Annotated in this window: 17 protein-coding genes, 1 tRNA gene and 1 pseudogene; 16 read left to right on the forward strand and 3 right to left on the reverse strand. The window is 47.4% G+C overall.

Going from position 1 to position 17981, the window contains the following annotated elements; all coding sequences use genetic code 11:
- Nucleotides 1-141: 141 nt before the first annotated feature.
- From trbJ to traJ, 7 genes and pseudogenes are all read left to right on the forward strand, one after another.
- Complete coding sequence (gene trbJ / locus FIU82_RS03490) at nt 142-918, forward strand: P-type conjugative transfer protein TrbJ (RefSeq protein WP_152440351.1); 777 nt, start codon at nt 142-144, stop codon at nt 916-918.
- 2 nt (nt 919-920) lie between these two features.
- Nucleotides 921-1118, forward strand: coding sequence for a hypothetical protein (locus FIU82_RS03495; RefSeq protein ID WP_000790452.1), 198 nt, complete (start codon nt 921-923; stop codon nt 1116-1118).
- Between the two features lie 2 nt (nt 1119-1120).
- The gene (gene trbL / locus FIU82_RS03500) at nt 1121-2398 is read left to right on the forward strand and encodes a P-type conjugative transfer protein TrbL (RefSeq protein WP_152440352.1); all 1278 of its coding nucleotides are present in this window, start codon (nt 1121-1123) and stop codon (nt 2396-2398) included.
- A gap of 55 nt (nt 2399-2453) precedes the next feature.
- On the forward strand, nt 2454-2651 hold the full coding sequence (locus FIU82_RS03505) for a hypothetical protein (RefSeq protein WP_216651821.1): 198 nt from the start codon (nt 2454-2456) through the stop codon (nt 2649-2651).
- A gap of 20 nt (nt 2652-2671) precedes the next feature.
- Nucleotides 2672-2926 carry a hypothetical protein gene (locus FIU82_RS03510; protein WP_026949392.1) on the forward strand — a complete coding sequence of 85 codons (255 nt, stop codon included), beginning with the start codon at nt 2672-2674 and terminating at the stop codon, nt 2924-2926.
- A gap of 72 nt (nt 2927-2998) precedes the next feature.
- Nucleotides 2999-3226 carry a type I toxin-antitoxin system ptaRNA1 family toxin gene (locus FIU82_RS03515; RefSeq protein ID WP_152440354.1) on the forward strand — a complete coding sequence of 76 codons (228 nt, stop codon included), beginning with the start codon at nt 2999-3001 and terminating at the stop codon, nt 3224-3226.
- A 10-nt stretch (nt 3227-3236) separates the two neighbouring features.
- Nucleotides 3237-3614: pseudogene (gene traJ / locus FIU82_RS03520) on the forward strand (conjugal transfer transcriptional regulator TraJ).
- Between the two features lie 115 nt (nt 3615-3729).
- Here the strand turns inward: traJ and FIU82_RS03525 are convergent.
- Nucleotides 3730-5910, reverse strand: coding sequence for an AAA family ATPase (locus FIU82_RS03525; RefSeq protein WP_172972696.1), 2181 nt, complete (start codon nt 5908-5910; stop codon nt 3730-3732).
- A gap of 192 nt (nt 5911-6102) precedes the next feature.
- Between FIU82_RS03525 and FIU82_RS03530 the strand changes: the two genes are divergently transcribed.
- From FIU82_RS03530 to FIU82_RS03550, 5 genes are all read left to right on the forward strand, one after another.
- A complete protein-coding gene (locus tag FIU82_RS03530; protein ID WP_152440356.1) occupies nt 6103-6345 on the forward strand; it encodes a hypothetical protein in 243 nt (80 codons plus the stop codon).
- Nucleotides 6346-6554: 209 nt separating this feature from the next.
- A tRNA-Trp gene (locus FIU82_RS03535) sits at nt 6555-6631 on the forward strand.
- Nucleotides 6632-6691: 60 nt separating this feature from the next.
- Nucleotides 6692-6994 carry a hypothetical protein gene (locus tag FIU82_RS03540; protein WP_152440357.1) on the forward strand — a complete coding sequence of 101 codons (303 nt, stop codon included), beginning with the start codon at nt 6692-6694 and terminating at the stop codon, nt 6992-6994.
- Nucleotides 6981-7424, forward strand: coding sequence for a ribosomal protein S18-alanine N-acetyltransferase (gene rimI, locus FIU82_RS03545; protein WP_152440358.1), 444 nt, complete (start codon nt 6981-6983; stop codon nt 7422-7424). Before FIU82_RS03540 ends, rimI begins: the two co-directional genes overlap by 14 nt.
- Nucleotides 7425-7691: 267 nt before the next feature.
- Entirely contained in the window at nt 7692-9461 is a 1770-nt protein-coding gene (locus tag FIU82_RS03550) for a S41 family peptidase (RefSeq protein ID WP_152440359.1), read from the forward strand.
- Here the strand turns inward: FIU82_RS03550 and FIU82_RS03555 are convergent, their stop codons facing one another.
- Complete coding sequence (locus FIU82_RS03555) at nt 9462-12128, reverse strand: ATP-binding protein (RefSeq protein ID WP_152440360.1); 2667 nt, start codon at nt 12126-12128, stop codon at nt 9462-9464.
- A gap of 222 nt (nt 12129-12350) precedes the next feature.
- Between FIU82_RS03555 and prfC the strand changes: the two genes are divergently transcribed.
- From prfC to FIU82_RS03575, 4 genes are all read left to right on the forward strand, one after another.
- Nucleotides 12351-13949: a peptide chain release factor 3 gene (gene prfC / locus FIU82_RS03560; protein ID WP_172972739.1), complete on the forward strand. Its 1599-nt coding sequence runs from the start codon at nt 12351-12353 to the stop codon at nt 13947-13949.
- 69 nt (nt 13950-14018) lie between these two features.
- The gene (gene argS, locus FIU82_RS03565; protein ID WP_152440362.1) at nt 14019-15761 is read left to right on the forward strand and encodes an arginine--tRNA ligase; all 1743 of its coding nucleotides are present in this window, start codon (nt 14019-14021) and stop codon (nt 15759-15761) included.
- Nucleotides 15762-15953: 192 nt separating this feature from the next.
- Nucleotides 15954-16592, forward strand: a complete 639-nt coding sequence (pdxH, locus tag FIU82_RS03570; protein ID WP_152440363.1) for a pyridoxamine 5'-phosphate oxidase — start codon at nt 15954-15956, stop codon at nt 16590-16592.
- On the forward strand, nt 16593-17360 hold the full coding sequence (locus FIU82_RS03575) for a TatD family hydrolase (RefSeq protein ID WP_152440364.1): 768 nt from the start codon (nt 16593-16595) through the stop codon (nt 17358-17360). It abuts the gene before it with no gap.
- Here the strand turns inward: FIU82_RS03575 and FIU82_RS03580 are convergent.
- Nucleotides 17327-17950 carry an AhpA/YtjB family protein gene (locus FIU82_RS03580; RefSeq protein WP_138509918.1) on the reverse strand — a complete coding sequence of 208 codons (624 nt, stop codon included), beginning with the start codon at nt 17948-17950 and terminating at the stop codon, nt 17327-17329. The two genes, FIU82_RS03575 and FIU82_RS03580, sit on opposite strands and share 34 nt — an antisense overlap.
- Between the last annotated feature and the right edge of the window lie 31 nt (nt 17951-17981).

Consider the following 17981-nt stretch of genomic DNA (forward strand, 5'->3'; position numbering starts at 1 on the left):
TGCTCTGCGAGGCTACCGGCTACCGCCGTAGGAGTTATTGGCTTAAATATCCCCATGTCAACTTTTATGTCCAATTATTGAGCTTATACGTTATGCATTGAAAGGCACGATAAAGCATTCATTGGTAATGGAGATCAACGTATGCAAAAAGTTAAAAGAAAAAATTTAGCCGCTAAAATTGCTCTGGCTGTCGCTATGACGACCTGCACCTTGCAGCCCGTTTACGCCGGTATTCCAGTAGTTGATGGCACCAACCTATCGCAAAACATCATGTCCGCGATGGAAGCCGTAGCGCAGACGCTCAAGCAGATTCAGGAATACCAAACCCAACTCCAGCAGTACGAAAACCAACTGCAAAACACGATGGCACCGGCGGCCCATATTTGGGACCAAGCACAGCGTACAATCAACGATCTTAACCAGGCGACTAACACGCTCGCCTATTACCAAAATCAGCTTGGTAGCCTCGATGCCTACCTGGGCAAGTTCCAGGACGTGGCCTATTACCGCAGCTCGCCATGCTTCTCTTCGGCGGGGTGCAGCGATGCCGAACGGGCAGCGATGGCTGAGAACCGCCGCCTGGCGTCTGAATCGCAGAAGAAGGCCAACGACGCGCTGTTTAAGGGCCTGGAGCAGCAGCAAGACAACTTGCAGGCCGACGCTCGACAGCTCCAGCGTCTGCAATCTGCCGCCCAGGGCGCGGACGGCCAACTGGCCGCCATTGGTTACGCTAACCAGCTCGCTAGCAACCAGGCCAACCAGCTCCTGCAAATCCGAAGCCTGTTGATTGCCCAGCAGAATGCCGTTGGTACTCGAATGCAGGCGGATGCTGACCGCGAAGCTCAATATCAAGCGTCTCGTGAAAGGTTGTTCGATATGGGCGAGCCAACCGACCGTTCGGAAAACAGGGGGTTTTAATCATGAAGAATATCACCCGAGTTTTTATCGTTAGCGCGTTGGCCTCTTTTGTTCTGGTGGGGTGCGGTGAAGATGACGGGCCAAAGCCTGCAACGATCAACTGTGATAACCCGAACCTAACGAAAGAGCAGAGGGAAGAAGGGAACTGTCTTTGGGATATGGGCGAACCCACGGATCGCTCCAAGAACAAGGGGTTCTAATCATGAGCAAGATATTCATTCGACTTGTGATGCTCCTGGCAGTTGTACTGACTTCACAAACTGCGTCAGCGGCCATTGAGCCTAATGGTGTCTTGGATGAAGTGGCCGTGCGTTTCATGACGGCCAGTGCTACTTGGGGCACGGTAATTACAAACTATGCCGCCTGGCTGTTCTGGACGCTGGGTACTATATCCCTTGTTTGGACTGGCGGGACCTTAATCCTTAAACAAGCGGATATAAGGGAGTTCTTTGCCGAGTTCGTGCGCTTCATCCTGACGTTTGGTTTCTTTCTCTGGTTGCTCAGAAACGGCCCAGACTTTGCGACGTCAATCATCGACTCGTTGAGAATGATCGGTGCTCAAGCCGGTGGCCTTCCGAGAGACCTAACCCCATCAGAGCCTATTAGTATTGCGTTCGACATTATTGTGAAAGCTGGTGAGTCCTACAGCATCACAAGCCCGATAGATAACTTGTCTATCTTCTTAATCACGCTGGCAATTTTGGCATGTATGGCGGTAGTGGCGGCCAATGTGTTGTTGGCCTTGGTGACGGCTTGGATATTGATCTATGCCGGTGTCTTCGTGCTGGGTTTTGGTGGTTCGCGCTGGACTTCAGATATAGCAATCAACTACTTCAAAAGCGTATTGGGCGTTGCTTTGAAGTTGATGACAATGACGTTGCTCATTGGCATTGCCATGTCGATCATGGACGGTTTCTATGCCGATCTATCCAATGATGCCCCTATGCGCGAACTGCTGGTGATCTTTGTCGTTTCACTGGTTCTCGTGATGCTCATTCACTCGGTTCCCAATGTGGTCGCCAGCCTGGTTCCTGGAGGCGGCGCGGCGGCAGGTGCAGGCAGTATCAGTGCCGGAGCGATGGCCGGAGCGGCTGTTGCCACTGGTGGTATGGCTGCCGGTGCAGCAATGGCTACCGCCGGCGGTGCGTCTGCTATTCAGGCTGCATTTGCAAAAGCAGGTGAGAACGTAGCGAACAATACTGACGTTATGTCGAGCCTGGGCGGAGCATTTAGCGGTGGCGGCGATTCTGATGAAGCTGGCTCCTTTTCCCAAGCCTCTGGCCAATCCTCTGGCGGCGGCTTTAAAGGCAGCGCTGTAAAAGCGGGTCGTATTGCAGCGGATACCGGTGCGAATTTGATGAAGGGAATGAGTGATATGGCCGGGGATCGAATTGGCCGCACTGCTGGAGGTCGTTTAGCTAGCTCGATCCGAAACAGTACGAAAGATGACGGGGATGACGACGACAAGGAGGGCGACTGACGACGCTTCCCCTGCATTTGACAACGATAGCTTAGGCGGTGTCGGCACTGGCTGGATGAATCAAACAGGCGGCTTTGATGGCCTGTCCAATGAGGACCAGGAAGAAGCCCGCCAAGCACACGTAGAATGGCAAGAGCGCGACCCGGAAAAGCACACCTTCGACGTTGAGGGCTACGTGTCGTATGCCCAGGAACGCCAGCAGGAGCGCAACGAAGAGGTTGCCAGTTTTGTTAAAAAGGGTCGCATGGCCTAACTAGATAAGGATTACTGATTATGGAGTTTAGCTTTCCACCTCAAAACCTTGCGGAGGTATTTGGTTTCTTCGCAGTGATGTTCATTGTGATGCTGGCCTTCTATTTTTTGGGGCAGTGGCTGCACAACACCGGGCACGGCCCGAAGATGAAAGCCATTGCCGACAAAATGGAGGTATTCCAAAACAGGCTGGCCGGGCGTGCCTACAAGGACATGACGAGATCGGTCGATCAAATCGACAAAATGAGACGCTGGCCGTTTGGCCGACGCAAGTAGTTAGAAAGCACACGGGCCGGTGATGGTGCACCGGCCCGCATTTCCACATACCACCTGACAGAGAGGTGACACATGACAACCACGCATAATAACGAAGTTCAGCAAGTAATTCATCAGGCTGCGACCAAGCTGGCCGCCCTGGAGTTCATCGACCAGGAAACCGCCCGGCAGGTTTCTCCCGTCGCAGAGGCGGTCGCCAATATGTTCACGATCCTGTACTACCAGGCTGAAACTGGCCGGGCGACGCCGGAGGACTTCCAGGAGGCTTTAGCCACCATCCGGCAGGCGACAGGGAATTAAGACAAACGATATGATGAACGATAAGACAGAACGAGTAACGAGAAAGGGCAGTACACCTATCAAAGTGTACTGCTTGCCCGAGGAAAAGGAACAAATCGAAGCGCAAGCGAAGCGGGCCGGTATGAGTGCAGCGCGTTAGCTGCGGGAGGTCGGGCAGGGATATCACATCTCAGGTGTGGTGGATTATGAGCAGGTTCGGGAGCTGGCCCGGATCAACGGCGACCTTGGCCGTTTGGGGGGCCTATTGAAGCTATGGCTTACCGATGACGTGCGAACTGCCCAGTTCGGCCAGTCTACAATCCTTGCTGTTCTCAGCAAGATTGAGGCGACACAGGAGGAAATGGGTAATGTTATGACCAAGATTGTTATACCTAGGTCTGAATTATGACGATGAGAAAATAGTAGTATAAAGGCGGCGCGGGGCCGCCTTTAATTATTCTGCCAACTAAGTGGATTGATTGAAAATGAACTTTCCCTATTCAGTTCAAATTTATATTTTTAGTTTAAGACATCATTTTGTTGTAATGTTCTTCAAAATCTGTCCGCAGGAAAACTTCTCTGAATTTATTAATAAAGCGATCTGAATCTATTTCGCCAAGATCGTTTATGTTTACTGAGTCGGAATGAGACTCTCTGTTAATAAATCTGAAAAAAGAAGAAAATTCAGCGTCATCTTCTTCTAATTCATCAAGAGCTTTTTTTAATTCGTCGGTTTTGTGAACGAAAGAAAAGTAATATTCGAGAATGTTTCTCATGATGTTAGGGAGTACGATATTATTAGTGTTCCCTTCTTGTGCGTCTTTTATTATCTGCCAATAGGACTGGTAGTCATTTTTTATATCGCCTCTTCTCATTGGCGATATGTTGCTATGAGTATTTTTTGTGACTCTGAATACATTGCACTTTTTATCGAAGTCCTCTTGTTTCTTAGGGAGGTATTTTATCATTTCGTGTAGGAAATATAGGCTATGAGTCAGCAGGATAACTTGTGAATACTCATATCCCTTGATGACTTTCTTATGAGTAAGAGAGCCTATTTCATATATGTAATTATGAGATAGACTGGAAATTGGATCGTCAACAACAATTATTTTCTTGTTCTTAGGGGTTGGCGAGTCGAAGCGTACGCTTCCCTGGCACAATTCCAAAAAATAAAGATAAGTGATAAGAGTTTTCTCACCTTCACTCAGAGATTTGTACACATGATTTCCGCTGTTGTGCGTGCCTCGGCAAAGATAATAGTGGTTGTCTTCACCTGGCTTTCGTTTGATTTCAAAGCCTTCTAAGCCGATGCTTATGATCTGACTGTTAATGTTGGTTATTGACGTATCTATGTTTGTTATCTTTGCTCTGTTCTCAGAGATTATTTCATTCTGTTCTTCGATTGACCTGGTCAACGCCGCTATTTCGTCTTCATATTTCAAAATTTCAGAATTGATTTCCTCTATTAATTTGTCGTGTTCCTTTATGTCAGAATCAAACTTAATGCGAACCAATGACCAGAATTTACCCTTGATTTCGTCTAGGGAATCTTTCTTCTTTTCTAGTTTCGAGTTAAAAGTTCTTCTCGAAGAGTTTTCGTCTTCTACTATTTGATTTATTGATTGTAAAAAATCGTCTGTTTCTTTCAGTGATACTCTTATGCTAGGGTCGTTTAGCTTTTTATCTATTTTTTCCAGGTTTGCTTCTAAAGAGTTTATAAGCTTTTCTTTCTGTAAATCAAGGTCTCTATTGTTTAGTGATTTGAAATGATTTTCGGAAAGCTGTGTTTTTAGCTCGTTGGTTTTATTGAAGTAATTGTCTCTTAACCCCTGTATTTCTTTTTTCTTTTGCTCATATGATGAGTCGAATAGTGAGTTGATTTTATTTGCCAATTCATCCCCTAAAGCCTGCTGACAGAATGGACATTTCCCTTCCGCATCATTTATGTAAATTCTACCTTGATCTATCCATGAGGAATTCTTTAATTTTTCCACTAGATTGGATAGGTAGCTTTCTCTTGATGCAATAATCACTTCGTTAAAAATGCTGTTTGTCTCTATGGCAGACAAATTGGAGAGTAGTGTTGGTAATAGACTTCTTTTCTCAGCAGTTTTTCTGTTTAGTTCGCTTGACTCTCTTGCAAGATCGTTAAAATCATACCCAGGTGAATTTAGCAAAGGAGTTCTTAAGAGCGCTTCATAAAACTTGTCAGCAGAATTTTTAAAGCCTACTAAACAGTGGTCTAGATCTTTTCTGTCATGCTCTTTCTTGATTTCATATACTTTGTTTTTTATTTGTCGTATCTTAGTCTCCTTTCTGGTTCCACACTCCGATTTAGCTTGCTGTTTTTGATGCCTCTGGCCTTCGAGGCTGGTTATTTCCTGTTCTGCAACAGTTATTGCTTGTTCGGCTGCCACATTTTCTTCACCGAGGGTGAATACTCCCTCAAAACTATCTTGCGAAAAGTTTTTTTCCACAAAATCAGTGTTGTAAACTAATAGTTGATAGTCTTGCGAGTTTGGTAGAGTAAAATTACACCTACTATAGTTGCTGTCTGATGTGTTCTGTAAGTATCTTGCTAGAGTTGATTTTCCTGTACCGTTATGACCATAAATGACTACTAATTTTTTGTTTGTGTTTATCGTAACTGGAGTAAGTTCACTAAAGCTTGCTACTCCTTGCATTGTTATAGACTCGATCATTTTCCCTCCGTATATTATTTGTGAAGTTTTCTTTATATGCTTGCCGCTCATCCCATTGTAGGAGAAAAAGGAGGGGCTATATTGATGTAGCCCAGAAAAATCCTTATGAAACATGCTACTTTGGTATTATGTATTTAGGCTTTGCTTCATTAGAGGTAGAGGAGTGGGGAGGTCACGGTTGAGGGGGGAGACATGAGCAAGCGTCAGCATCCTGGGGGATCGGGTACAGCAGACGTGCCGCAGCTCACTACTACAGAGGAGCACAAAGGCCGCTTGGCTATGGTCCGCAGGCTTCATCCTGTTGAGCTGGAACAACTGCGTAAGGACATGGCAGAATCGTCAGCTTGGGCCAAAGCTGAACTAAAACGTCGACGAGCTGCAAAAAATCAAAAAAATTCTGAGCATGGTATAGATGATGGTATCGAGAAATGTTGATATTCTAACTAGCTGTTATTTATATGTATTTTCTTCTCGTTGATATTAGAGTGGGAATAGTGGTTTAGCCTCACGGCGAAAGAACAACCATATTAAAGCGGCATGCAAGTAATTGCATGCCGTTTGTTTATTTTAAAAGCAGTTAAACCGGGTAAGCGTGATTTTTTCTTTACCTTTTTAAAAACCTCATTATAATGCGTCGACATTGCAGGGGCGTAGTTCCAATTGGTAGAACAGCGGTCTCCAAAACCGACGGTTGGGAGTTCGAATCTCTCCGCCCCTGCCACTTCTTTCTTTTCTAGCTTTGCGCTACACTGGCTCTCGCCAAAACGACTTAATCATTACTATGCATCCAGATATTGCCGATATACTTGCGATTCAACCTGTGCGTTTACGCAGCAGCGACGAAACAGCGCCCGTTGCACATGTCAATTCGGCCAATGCAGAGCCACTAAACAACACAGTGGCACAAGATATTTTACGCTGCTTGCCACAAGGCGCTGCCGTTTATATTAGTGATGTACCAAGCCCACAAGTGCAAGGACTGAGCGTCTACTTGCCCGCAGCAACGCTGGCGGTCACTCAAAAGCAGGCGTTGTGGCAGCAGTTATCGAATGTGATTGACGAGTACAGCCATGCAAGTGAGTGAGCTGTCGTTGGATCATATCCAGGCGGTATGCGTTATTGAAAATGCCTGTCACAGCCACCCGTGGAGCGAAAAGCTGATACGCTCATGCCTAGGTGGGCGTTATTTCAACGCCGGGCTCTATGATGAGACTGAGCTGGTGGGCTTTTATATAGCCGAGCAAGCGGGCCCAGATTGCACGCTCATAGACATTTGTATTACCCCAAATAAGCAAGGGCAGGGGCTCAGTAAAGCGCTAATGAACCACCTTATAAACCAAGCAACAGCGCGCCAATGCGAGGCCATCTTTTTAGAAGTGCGGGCGAGTAATGATGCTGCCACCGGCCTTTATCAGCGCAGTGGCTTTGTAATTAATGGTCGACGCAAAGGGTATTACCCAGACGGCGAAGATGCACTGTTAATGATGCGCGAGCTAGATGTAGCGCAGTCTTAAGCGCACCCCCTTCAAGCATATATCTCTTGTTATCTTAAGCTACCGGCTTTGAATTTAAGCTAGTGCAACCAGATAATTTGTTACAACTTAGATAAGGTGTCGATCTCAACACCTTGATAGTATTAGCTAAAAATGACACTTACCGAACACGATGAGAACGACGTGTCGCTATTGTAGCTGCTGCGCAGGGCGCCTATTTTTTAGCAACGCATTGTCTTCGCTTGTTAGGTTAAGTGATGATGTTATCTGGCTAAAGAAGAATAATAAATGAGAACAACTTTACTATGCTCTATGATGGCGTGTGTGTTAGTGAGCGCGCCGGTGGCGGCCAACTCGCGTGCCGATGTAATGACCAACAATGCCTTTATAAACGCTCCCTCCGATGCGTTTCCCAAAGACGCAAAAAGTTACTGGCAGCAACGTCAGCAGGCTGTGCAGTATGCTCGCCAAGAGCAGTGGCAGTTGGCTTTACCCTTGTTAGAGACAGTTACAAAAACATACCGTGATGATGGTGATACATGGTTTCTACTGGGGCATGGCTATATGCTAGATAAACAGTATGAGAAAGCGATACCCGCTTTGGAGCGAGCAATTGCACTAGGGACTATTATCTCAGGAGTGCCCTCCACCTCGTCACCGGCCAACGATATGATGGTTAAAATAGCGCGTTGTTACAGCGCTTTGGGTGAAAGCCAAGCCGCGCTTCAGTGGTTAGAACGAGCATTGGCTTATCGCTGGGATGACCGCAAAAGCTTGCTAACTAGCAAGCACTTTACTGCGTTGGCTACGAACACACAGTTTAAAGCCATTGCCGGGGCCGCGTTAGCTGATAACCTCAGTCGCGACCAACAATGGCTTAAGGATCTCGATTTTCTGGTGGCTGAGATTGAGCGCCTGCACGTCAACGCCTTTCACCACATCAGTCAACAAGCCTTTACCGCGAAAGTACAACAAATAGCTGAGGCGATCCCGGACCTGAGCGACCAACAAATCGTGTTCCAGTTTATGTCATTGCTGGGCAGCCTCGGCAATGGTCACAATTTTATTGTGCCGACGCACTCACTGAAAGGGGCATTTACGCAACTGCCGGTACAATTTTATCGTTTTAATGATGGTTATTTTATTGTTTCCGCTAGTGCTAAATATCGCCATTTGGTGGGGCAAAAAGTGTTGCGTATCGGCAATACACCGATTGCGCAAGTGGTGGACAAGGTAGCCATGGTTAATGCCCGTGATAATGAGATGCAACAATTATGGCTTGCGCCATTTTACCTCTCTTTACCTCAGGTCTTACAGGGAGTGGGAGTGACAACAGAGACAGAGAAAACCGCGCTGACGGTCTCCGACTCGCAGGGGGCGACAACGCACGTTACCTTGACGGCAGAGTCTTTCAATTTCACCGGGTTTCCGAAGTTACCAAAGCTAGAAGAGCAACATAATCCACTTTATCTGAGTCAGCAGCATCAACCTTACTGGCTCAAAATAAGCCCAGAACAAAACTTAGCTTACGTACAATTTAATCGAGTTGGGCAAAAAAAGTCGGAATCACTTGCTGCTTTTAGTAAGCGCATTTCACGCATAGCTAACGAGCGCCAAGTGCAGAACCTAGTGCTCGATTTGCGTCATAATAGCGGCGGAAATGGCTCGATTATTCCACCGTTAACCAGAGCGTTGCTGCACTTTGCACAAGAGCGTGAGCAAAATAAGCTGTTTGTAATTGTTGGCCGCAATACCTTTTCCGCAGCACACTTGTTACTGGCTGATCTAAATCGCTTAAGTGATGCCATTATTGTCGGTGAACCCAGTGGCAGTCGACCTAATCATCTTGGTGAAAGTGGCTGGTTTAAGTTGCCTTACAGTGGCGTTTGGGGCTTGATTTCATCGCAATTCCATCAAGCGTCAAAGGCCGAGGACCACCGTATTTGGATTGCTCCTCATGTGCCGGTGACACTGTCATCAAAGCAGTACTTCAATGCTCATGACCCGGCCATGGCGGCAATTCATGGAATTATTGGCACATATAAACACGCGCAGTGATTAGCTTGGCTCGACATCTTGCTCAAGCACATAGCGAATGGCGTGTTCGAGCTTAAGTACGCTGTAGTCATGGCTGTCATGGTGGCCTTGACGTAAGACCTGCTCGAGCTCGCCCGCTGCTTCGGCAATGGCGAAGAAACCAAAACAACTGGCGCTGCCTTTGATGCTGTGAGCCAGTGACTGCAACTGTTCCCAATCCCCGTCATGGTGGTGGCCAAGCATCTCATCAAGGTACTCTGGCAGCTTTTCTTTATAATTGGCATTAATTTGCAAAAAACGCTCGCTTTGCAAAATATCGTCCCACTGTGAGGCTGCTTCTTGTTGAATGCTCAAGTAGGTGGCTAACGTATGCTCAAGCTCCTGCTTATCAATAGGCTTTCCTAAAGTCTTATCACAGCCAGCACCGAGGTAGCGCTCAATATCATGTTTCATCACGTTGGCAGTTAAGGCGATAATGGGGCCATCATAAGCGGCATGGCGGAGCATTTTGGTGGCCTCTTCACCGCCCATAACGGGCATTTGCATATCCATAAGAATCAACTGATAGTCTTTAACCAAGGCCTTTTCCACCGCCTCTGCGCCGTTGTTAGCAAAGTCAGGCTCAATCCCCCAGCGCTCAAGTAGCAGTGATATTAACGCTTGGTTATCTTTGTTGTCTTCCGCCACAAGAATATCGCCATCAAAGCGCTGCTCGCTCAGGGCGGGGCGTTCGCTGTAAACTGGCTGCATTTGTGCGTGGTCGTAGTAATAATCCTGTTCGGTATATTGTTGATAGCAAGCAACATGAATAGTGAATTGACTGCCGACCCCTTGTTGGCTTTGTGCCCAAATATCACCGCCGAGTAGTTGCGCCAAGTTTTTAGCAATACAGAGGCCAAGGCCGCTGCCGCCAAAACGTCGTGTGGTGGTGGCATCAGCTTGCTCAAAGGGCTTAAATATACGGTCCAGTTCTTTATCTGAAATACCAATACCCGTGTCGGTAACAACAAACTCCAGCATGCCACTTTGATAGCGAATGCTCATATGCACGCCACCTTGGGTGGTGAACTTCACCGCATTAGTGAGAATGTTTAAAAGGATTTGCTTTAATCGCGTTTGATCGCTGCTTAAATATTTGGGCAGCGGGAAGTGATAGTCGATATCGAATTGCAGTTGTTTTTGCTGCGCTTGAGGCTCGACAATGGACTCAAGATCATGCAGTAATTCATATAGCGACACCGGTTCATGATTCATATCCAATTTCTCAGCTTCGATTTTCGATAAGTCGAGAATGTTATTAATCAGTTCCAGCAGGTGGCGTGAATTGCGCAGTACCGTAGCGAGCTGGGTGTGCACTTTTTCTTCTTTTATCTTGTTGTTATCAAGCAGTTGCTCGGTGAAACCCATAATTGCCGTCAGCGGAGTGCGGATCTCATGACTCATATTGGCTAGGAAGCGACTTTTAAGTTGGTTGGCTTGCTCGGCTTGTTCAATGGCGAGCTCTAACGCCTTATTGGTTTTTTCCAGCTCCAAGGTGCGCGCTTCTACCTTTTGTTCCAAGGTGTTTTTGTATTCTTCGAGCTCTCCCTGGGTGTGGTAAATTTTATTAACCATGTGATTGAAATCACTAAAGAGTTGGCCTACCTCGTCCTTGCGATCATCGGGTAGGCGTACGGCAAGGTCATTCTCGCCAACGCGGTGACTGGCCGCCCCCAACTGTTCGATAGGGTTTAACAGCAAGTTACGTACAACAATAAAAATGAGAATTGGTAAAGTGATAACAGAGATCATCACAATTAAGGCGGTGATCAAGCTAATGACTTTGCCAGACTCGTACAGTAATTCCTTCGGAATACTGGTAATGAAATAGTGGCCTCCGGCCATTTGCACCGCATACACCAAGCGTTGTGTGTGATCAATACTGTGTAAGGCGAGCTCGTTGAGGCGACCATTATCGGCCCATAAGCTAATTTTACGCAGCTCTTCGCTAGCGATACTCTGGCCTCGCAGGGCGTGGTTAGAGCTAAATAGAATTTTCCCTTGCTCAGTGAGCATCAAGTTGAGGGTATTGTTGTAGGGAGACTCTAAAATCGCTGTATTAAGTACTGTTGGCTGCACGCGCATGATTACGTAGCCCAATAAAATAGGGCGCTCTAAGTGGTAATCTGGGGTAAATACCTTTTGCACGAAGTACAGTGTGGTTTCGCCGCGTTCATTTTGCACCATAAATTGCTGGCGGCGCAGGGAACTGGCGCTGAGTTTCTCAAAAAATGGGTATGCCTGCGGTGCGGACTCTAATTTCGTTGAAAAGTAAGCGTAACTTTTTTGCTGTGGCGAGACTAAGTTAATACTGAGTATATCTGGGTAAGCTTGGGTGTAGCTGCCAAACACATCCATTAGCGCCGCTAAACGTTCGGTGTAGCGGTCGCTGCTCTGATGTATTTCCGGCACGAAGTCTTGCAGTACGGGTGAACTTGTTAACAGCTCGGTGGTTGAGTGATAGACATTAAGGGAGTGAAACACCTTATTTTGCTGCTGTTCGACAAAGCGGCTTACAATGAGCTGTGTTTGCTGTTGTGAGCTTGAAGTTACGTTGGTCAAGGTAAAGCCACCTAAAAACAGCAAGGGCAAAATCACCACCGGAGTGATATACCATAGTAATCGTATACTTAACTTACTGGTTTTCATGGTATGGGTGCGGCTCCTTGCAACGTAAAAAACAGCTTACTAACTCAAACGAACGAAAAATTATACAAAATTGCTTAGCAATAATACACATGGCAATGCGTAGAAGTCACTTTTGTCGGTATTAGGCGCTTTTGTGTGCATGCTAAAGTCGGTATAATCACGCGTAATAATCTCTAAACTAATTCCCGGCTTGGTTCGCGTTTAGTGCCGGGTCGACTATTCATAAGTGACCGCATGTCAGAGTTAACACAACAAATTAGTAAACGTCGTACTTTTGCGATTATTTCACACCCCGATGCGGGTAAAACCACCATTACCGAAAAAGTTCTATTATTCGGACAAGCCATTCAAAAAGCGGGCACAGTTAAAGGCCGAGGGTCAAACCAACACGCTAAGTCAGACTGGATGGAAATGGAAAAAGAACGTGGCATCTCGGTGACCACCTCGGTAATGCAGTTCCCTTATAACGAGCGTTTAGTTAACCTGCTAGATACCCCAGGGCACGAAGACTTCTCTGAGGATACCTACCGTACTTTGACCGCCGTGGATTCGTGTTTGATGGTGATTGATGCCGCTAAGGGTGTTGAGGATCGAACTCGTAAGTTAATGGAAGTCACCCGTTTACGTGACACCCCTATCGTCACCTTTATGAACAAACTGGACCGTGATATCCGCGATCCAATGGAGTTATTGGATGAGGTGGAAACTGAGCTCAATATGATGTGTGCCCCCGTAACCTGGCCCATTGGCTGTGGTAAGGAATTCAAGGGGGTCTATCATTTGCATCGTGACGAGACGATTTTGTATCAAAGCGGTCAAGGCCACACCATTCAAGAACTACGCATCGTCAAAGGGCTGGATAACAGTGAATTAGATGAAGCGGTGGGTGAGAGCTTAGCGCAACAACTGCGCGAAGAAATTGAGCTGGTGCAAGGAGCGTCCAACGAGTTCGATTTAGAGTTATTTTTGAGTGGTGAGTTAACCCCGGTTTACTTCGGTACTGCGTTGGGCAACTTTGGCGTTGATCATATGCTTGATGGCTTGACCGAGTGGGCTCCGGCCCCCTTACCGCGCGCCACCGATGATGGCAACAAAGTGGGTGCTGAGCACGAAAAGTTCACAGGCTTTGTGTTTAAAATTCAGGCCAACATGGACCCCAAGCACCGTGACCGTATTGCCTTTATGCGCATTGTCTCGGGCAAGTACAGCCAAGGTATGAAGATGAAGCACGTGCGTATAGGCAAGCAAATCAGTATTTCTGATGCGGTGACCTTTATGGCTGGTGACCGCGAGCGTGCTGAGCACGCCTATGCCGGTGATATTATTGGCTTGCATAACCATGGCACTATCCAAATTGGTGATACTTTTACCGACGGTGAAAAGCTTAAGTTCAGCGGTATTCCTAACTTTGCCCCAGAGCTATTCCGCCGTATTCGCCTTAAAGATCCACTTAAGCAAAAGCAGTTGCTTAAAGGCCTAGTACAGCTATCGGAAGAGGGCGCGGTGCAGGTGTTTAGACCGCTTGCCAATAACGACTTAATTGTTGGCGCCGTTGGGGTGCTGCAGTTTGATGTTGTGGTTGCACGCTTAAAAGCCGAATACAAAGTGGATGCTATCTATGAAAGTGTCAACGTTAATACGGCGCGCTGGGTAAGCTGTGATGATGTGAAGAAATTTGAAGAGTTCAAGCGCAAGTGTGAGCAAAACCTAGCCTTAGATGGCGGAGATAACCTGACATACATCGCCCCAAGTCGCGTAAACTTGAACTTATCCATGGAGCGTTACCCAGAGGTAACCTTTAGCGAAACGCGCGAGCACTAAAGCGCCACTGAGCAACTGTATTAATCGTGGTCAGCCCTCGCTGGCCCTTATTGCAAGGTAACTGCAACTATGAACATTAAGCAAATTCTGATTGAAAAAGCCAACGCTGCGATGATCGCTGCGGGACTTGAGCAAGGCACGAATCCAGCGGTGACGCAAAGTACGCGCCCGCAATTTGGTGATTATCAAATTAACGGTGCGATGGGCGCCGCGAAAAAGCTAAAAACTAATCCGCGTGAACTAGCGCAAAAAATTATCGATAACCTGGATGTGAGCGATATCGCCGCCGAGGTCGAAATAGCAGGCCCAGGCTTTATTAACATTCACCTCAAACCGGCGTTTTTAGGCGCCGGTGTCGAAGCTGCAAGCCAAGACGATACACTCGGTGTAGCGCAGCACCCGCAAGCAGATACAGTGGTGGTGGATTACTCATCGCCCAACCTTGCCAAGGAAATGCACGTGGGCCATTTACGTTCCACCATTATCGGTGATGCTGTGGTACGTGCCTTGGAGTTTCGTGGTGATAAAGTAATACGGCAAAACCACATGGGCGATTGGGGTACGCAATTTGGTATGCTTATCGCGCATTTGGAAGACATGCTTAATGAGGGCGTTGATTTAGAGTCCGTAGCGCTTGCTGATTTAGAAACATTCTATCGTGACGCCAAAAAGCGTTTCGACGATGAGGCCGGTTTTGCTGATAAGGCGCGCGAGTATGTTGTGCGTCTACAACAAGGCGATGCGCACTGTAATAAGCTGTGGCAACTTTTCATTGATACCTCGGTCAAGCACTCCGAAGAAGTATACAAAAAGCTGAATGTCACCCTGACTCGTGATGACATTAAAGCGGAAAGTGCCTACAACAGTGAGTTGCAGCGCATGATTGAGGTGCTTAAAGAAAAAGGGCTGGCGCAGGAAGACCAGGGTGCGCAAGTGGTCTTTTTAGATGAGTTAGCCAACAAAGACGGTGAGCCATCGGTGTTCATCGTGCAGAAATCCGGCGGTGGCTTTTTATATTCAACCACAGACCTTGCCGCTTGTGATTATCGCTCTAATGAATTGCAAGCCGACCGTATCTTGATTTTCGTTGATGCTCGTCAAAGCCTGCACTTTAGCCAAGTTGAGCTGACAGCACGCAAGGCCGGCTTTTTACGCGAACAAACCAGCTATGAGTTCTGTCCTTTTGGCACCATGATGGGCGAGGACGGTAAACCGTTTAAGACCCGTACTGGCGGTACCGTTAAACTTGCCGATTTACTAGATGAAGCGGTGACCCGCGCCAAAGCAAAGCTCGCCGATAGCGACTCTCCTCATAGTGCGCAAGAGCAAGAAGAAATCGCCCGAAAAGTGGGAATCGGCGCGGTAAAATACGCCGACCTATCGAAAAACCGTACCAGTGACTACATCTTTAACTGGGATACCATGTTGAGCTTTGAGGGAGCCACGGCGCCTTATCTGCAATATGCCTATACGCGAGTGAAAAGTATTTTCCGTAAAGCCGGCATTGATAGCACCACTCATCAGGCTCCGGTTGTGATTACTGCGCCGCAGGAAAAAGCGCTGGCTATCAAGCTGATGCAATTTGAAGAAGTGCTGGACCAAATGATCAGCGATGCCACACCACACGTACTATGTGGGTACTTGTATGAGCTGGCGAGCTTGTATATGAGCTTCTATGAAGCTTGTCCGGTACTTAAAGAGGGCGTCAGCGACGCAGATAAAAATAGCCGCTTGGTGCTGTGTTCATTGGTAGCAAAAACCTTGCACAAAGGGTTAGACCTGCTTGGCATTGAGGTGATGGAGCAAATGTAATCAGCTCAATGTTTGCTGATATTTTACCCTCTAATCGACCGAACCGCGCGCTTTATTCACAGTAGGCTGGTGGGGAGGTCGATTACACACATCCCCCAATAGGCTTTGTTTTAGAACAGGCTGAGTGACTGGGAGGTGACATAGCTTAGTTGATTGTCGGGTATTCTTGGCGCTTAGTGAGAAGGAATGAATATGAAATTGGAAGATATTCGTCGTGAGTATTTGCAAGGTGGATTAGATGAAACCATGCTCGATGCGACGCCAGTAGCACAGTTTGAAAAGTGGTTACAACAAGCCATTGATGCGCAAATCCCCGATCCGACGGCCATGGTCGTAGCCACCGTTGACGAGCAGGGTCAGCCTTCGCAGCGTATTGTGTTGCTTAAGCATGTCGATGAGCAAGGGTTTGTGTTCTTCACTAATACCGGCTCACGCAAAGCGCAGGAACTTGCCCAGAATAACAAAATTAGCCTGCACTTCCCGTGGCACATGTTTGAGCGTCAAGTCATTGTTTACGGCGAGGCCAAACCGTTGCCAACATCGCGAGTGGCAAAATATTTCTTATCGCGGCCAAAAGAAAGCCAGTTAGCGGCATGGGCTTCTAGCCAAAGTCGGCCGGTATCATCACGTCAGGCGCTTATGGAAAAGTTTGCGCAAATGAAAAGTAAGTTTGCTAAAGGTGAAATCCCGTTGCCTGTTTTTTGGGGAGGATACTGTGTCGAGCCGACTAAGGTTGAGTTTTGGCAAGGAGGAGCGCATCGCCTTCATGATCGCTTTATGTATCGTCGTCAGCCAGATGGGAGCTGGCGTGTAGAGCGTCTAAACCCTTAAATGCGTTTTATCGATTCTCATTGCCACCTCGATTTTAGCGAGTTTAATGGCCAGCGAGAGGCGATAATAGCGAATGCCCAAGCATTGGGCGTGGAGCAGTTTATTGTGCCTGGCATTAGCTTGGCACAATCCCAGCAGTTGCTCGACTTCAGCCAGCACCATGGGCCCTCTCATATCGGTGCTGGTTTACATCCCTACTTTCTATCGCAACACGCGAGTGAACATATAGTCGGCCTAGGCGAACTGGCAACAGCGCATAAGCACCGTTGGTGCGCCATCGGAGAGTGTGGCCTTGATCGCAGTATTGGAGAAATGGACAAGCAAGTGGCGCTCTTTGAAGCGCAGATTGCCTTAGCGAATGAACTGGCGTTGCCACTCATTGTTCATCACCGTCAGAGCCATGACTTAATCGCTGCGAGCTTTAAGCGTTGTCGGCCGCGTTATGGCGGCGTGATCCATGCGTTTTCTGGGTCCGAACAAGTGGCTAAATACTATATCAAGTTAGGCTTTAAATTGGGTGTGGGCGGAACCATTACCTATGATCGATCGGTCAAGACCCAGCAAGCACTGCGTAGTGTCGCAATAGAGCATCTGCTATTGGAAAGTGATGCACCGAGTATGCCGCTTTGCGGATACCAAGGGCAAATCAATACGCCAGAGCGTATTCCTCAAGTGTTTATAGCTCTAGCACGGCTATTGCAATGCCAAGACCTCAGCGCCTTAAGTGAGCAGCTCTATTTTAACTGCTTAGCTTTTTTACGAAAGTAACGCTTTAACTGCCAACGTTTTAATCCTCGTCCAAGTTGCCAAGTGAACACGCAGGTGATCAATAGCATAAGAAGCACTTGGCGACCCACCTCATGAAAATATCGGTGACTGTCATCAATGGCGACTTGGGGCAGGTAATTAACGCGAGCAAAACCGATGGGTTTATTGCTTTGCAATGAGGTGATGGGGATGACAATAGGTTGACTCAATTTACTCACCCCCGGGGTTGCTTGCGTCACCCCGAACTCACGTTGGTAGGGACTAAACGCCTCACTGAGCGCCATCGCAGTGCCGTGAGCATCATAAATGGCTGCACTTTGGATACTCGAGTCTGTGCTCAATTGATTGGCCAAATCTCCTAAACGTGGCTTATTGCTCTGCTCCAAAGGTTCCGCTGCGGTCAAGGCTAACTGCTCGGTGAGGCTTTTGGCATATTGATAGCTTTGCTGGTAGAGCATTTGGTGGCCTTGAAAGCTGGTATTAAAGGCCATCCAAGTCAGTAATACAAAGCAAAAAGCGGCAAACACCAAGCGCAGTAGCCGTTGCCACTGCGATGTTCGAACCGGGTTTTTCACTTGTTTATTTTTCATATCATGGGTGTACTTACTGACTTTCATCGCT

Source organism: Pseudoalteromonas sp. THAF3 (assembly GCF_009363775.1).
Classification (GTDB): domain Bacteria; phylum Pseudomonadota; class Gammaproteobacteria; order Enterobacterales; family Alteromonadaceae; genus Pseudoalteromonas; species Pseudoalteromonas ruthenica.

Excerpts from the sequence above, each read along its gene's own strand:
- FIU82_RS03550 (WP_152440359.1), top strand. The coding sequence starts at position 7,692 with ATGAGAACAACTTTACTATGCTCTATGATGGCGTGTGTGTTAGTGAGC.
- trbJ (WP_152440351.1), top strand. The coding sequence starts at position 142 with ATGCAAAAAGTTAAAAGAAAAAATTTAGCCGCTAAAATTGCTCTGGCT.
- FIU82_RS03530 (WP_152440356.1), top strand. The coding sequence starts at position 6,103 with ATGAGCAAGCGTCAGCATCCTGGGGGATCGGGTACAGCAGACGTGCCG.
- FIU82_RS03525 (WP_172972696.1), bottom strand. The coding sequence starts at position 5,910 with ATGATCGAGTCTATAACAATGCAAGGAGTAGCAAGCTTTAGTGAACTT.
- FIU82_RS03580 (WP_138509918.1), bottom strand. The coding sequence starts at position 17,950 with ATGAAAAATAAACAAGTGAAAAACCCGGTTCGAACATCGCAGTGGCAA.
- pdxH (WP_152440363.1), top strand. The coding sequence starts at position 15,954 with ATGAAATTGGAAGATATTCGTCGTGAGTATTTGCAAGGTGGATTAGAT.
- FIU82_RS03515 (WP_152440354.1), top strand. The coding sequence starts at position 2,999 with ATGACAACCACGCATAATAACGAAGTTCAGCAAGTAATTCATCAGGCT.
- argS (WP_152440362.1), top strand. The coding sequence starts at position 14,019 with ATGAACATTAAGCAAATTCTGATTGAAAAAGCCAACGCTGCGATGATC.
- FIU82_RS03510 (WP_026949392.1), top strand. The coding sequence starts at position 2,672 with ATGGAGTTTAGCTTTCCACCTCAAAACCTTGCGGAGGTATTTGGTTTC.
- FIU82_RS03505 (WP_216651821.1), top strand. The coding sequence starts at position 2,454 with ATGAATCAAACAGGCGGCTTTGATGGCCTGTCCAATGAGGACCAGGAA.
- FIU82_RS03495 (WP_000790452.1), top strand. The coding sequence starts at position 921 with ATGAAGAATATCACCCGAGTTTTTATCGTTAGCGCGTTGGCCTCTTTT.
- FIU82_RS03540 (WP_152440357.1), top strand. The coding sequence starts at position 6,692 with ATGCATCCAGATATTGCCGATATACTTGCGATTCAACCTGTGCGTTTA.
- FIU82_RS03555 (WP_152440360.1), bottom strand. The coding sequence starts at position 12,128 with ATGAAAACCAGTAAGTTAAGTATACGATTACTATGGTATATCACTCCG.
- rimI (WP_152440358.1), top strand. The coding sequence starts at position 6,981 with ATGCAAGTGAGTGAGCTGTCGTTGGATCATATCCAGGCGGTATGCGTT.
- trbL (WP_152440352.1), top strand. The coding sequence starts at position 1,121 with ATGAGCAAGATATTCATTCGACTTGTGATGCTCCTGGCAGTTGTACTG.
- FIU82_RS03575 (WP_152440364.1), top strand. The coding sequence starts at position 16,593 with ATGCGTTTTATCGATTCTCATTGCCACCTCGATTTTAGCGAGTTTAAT.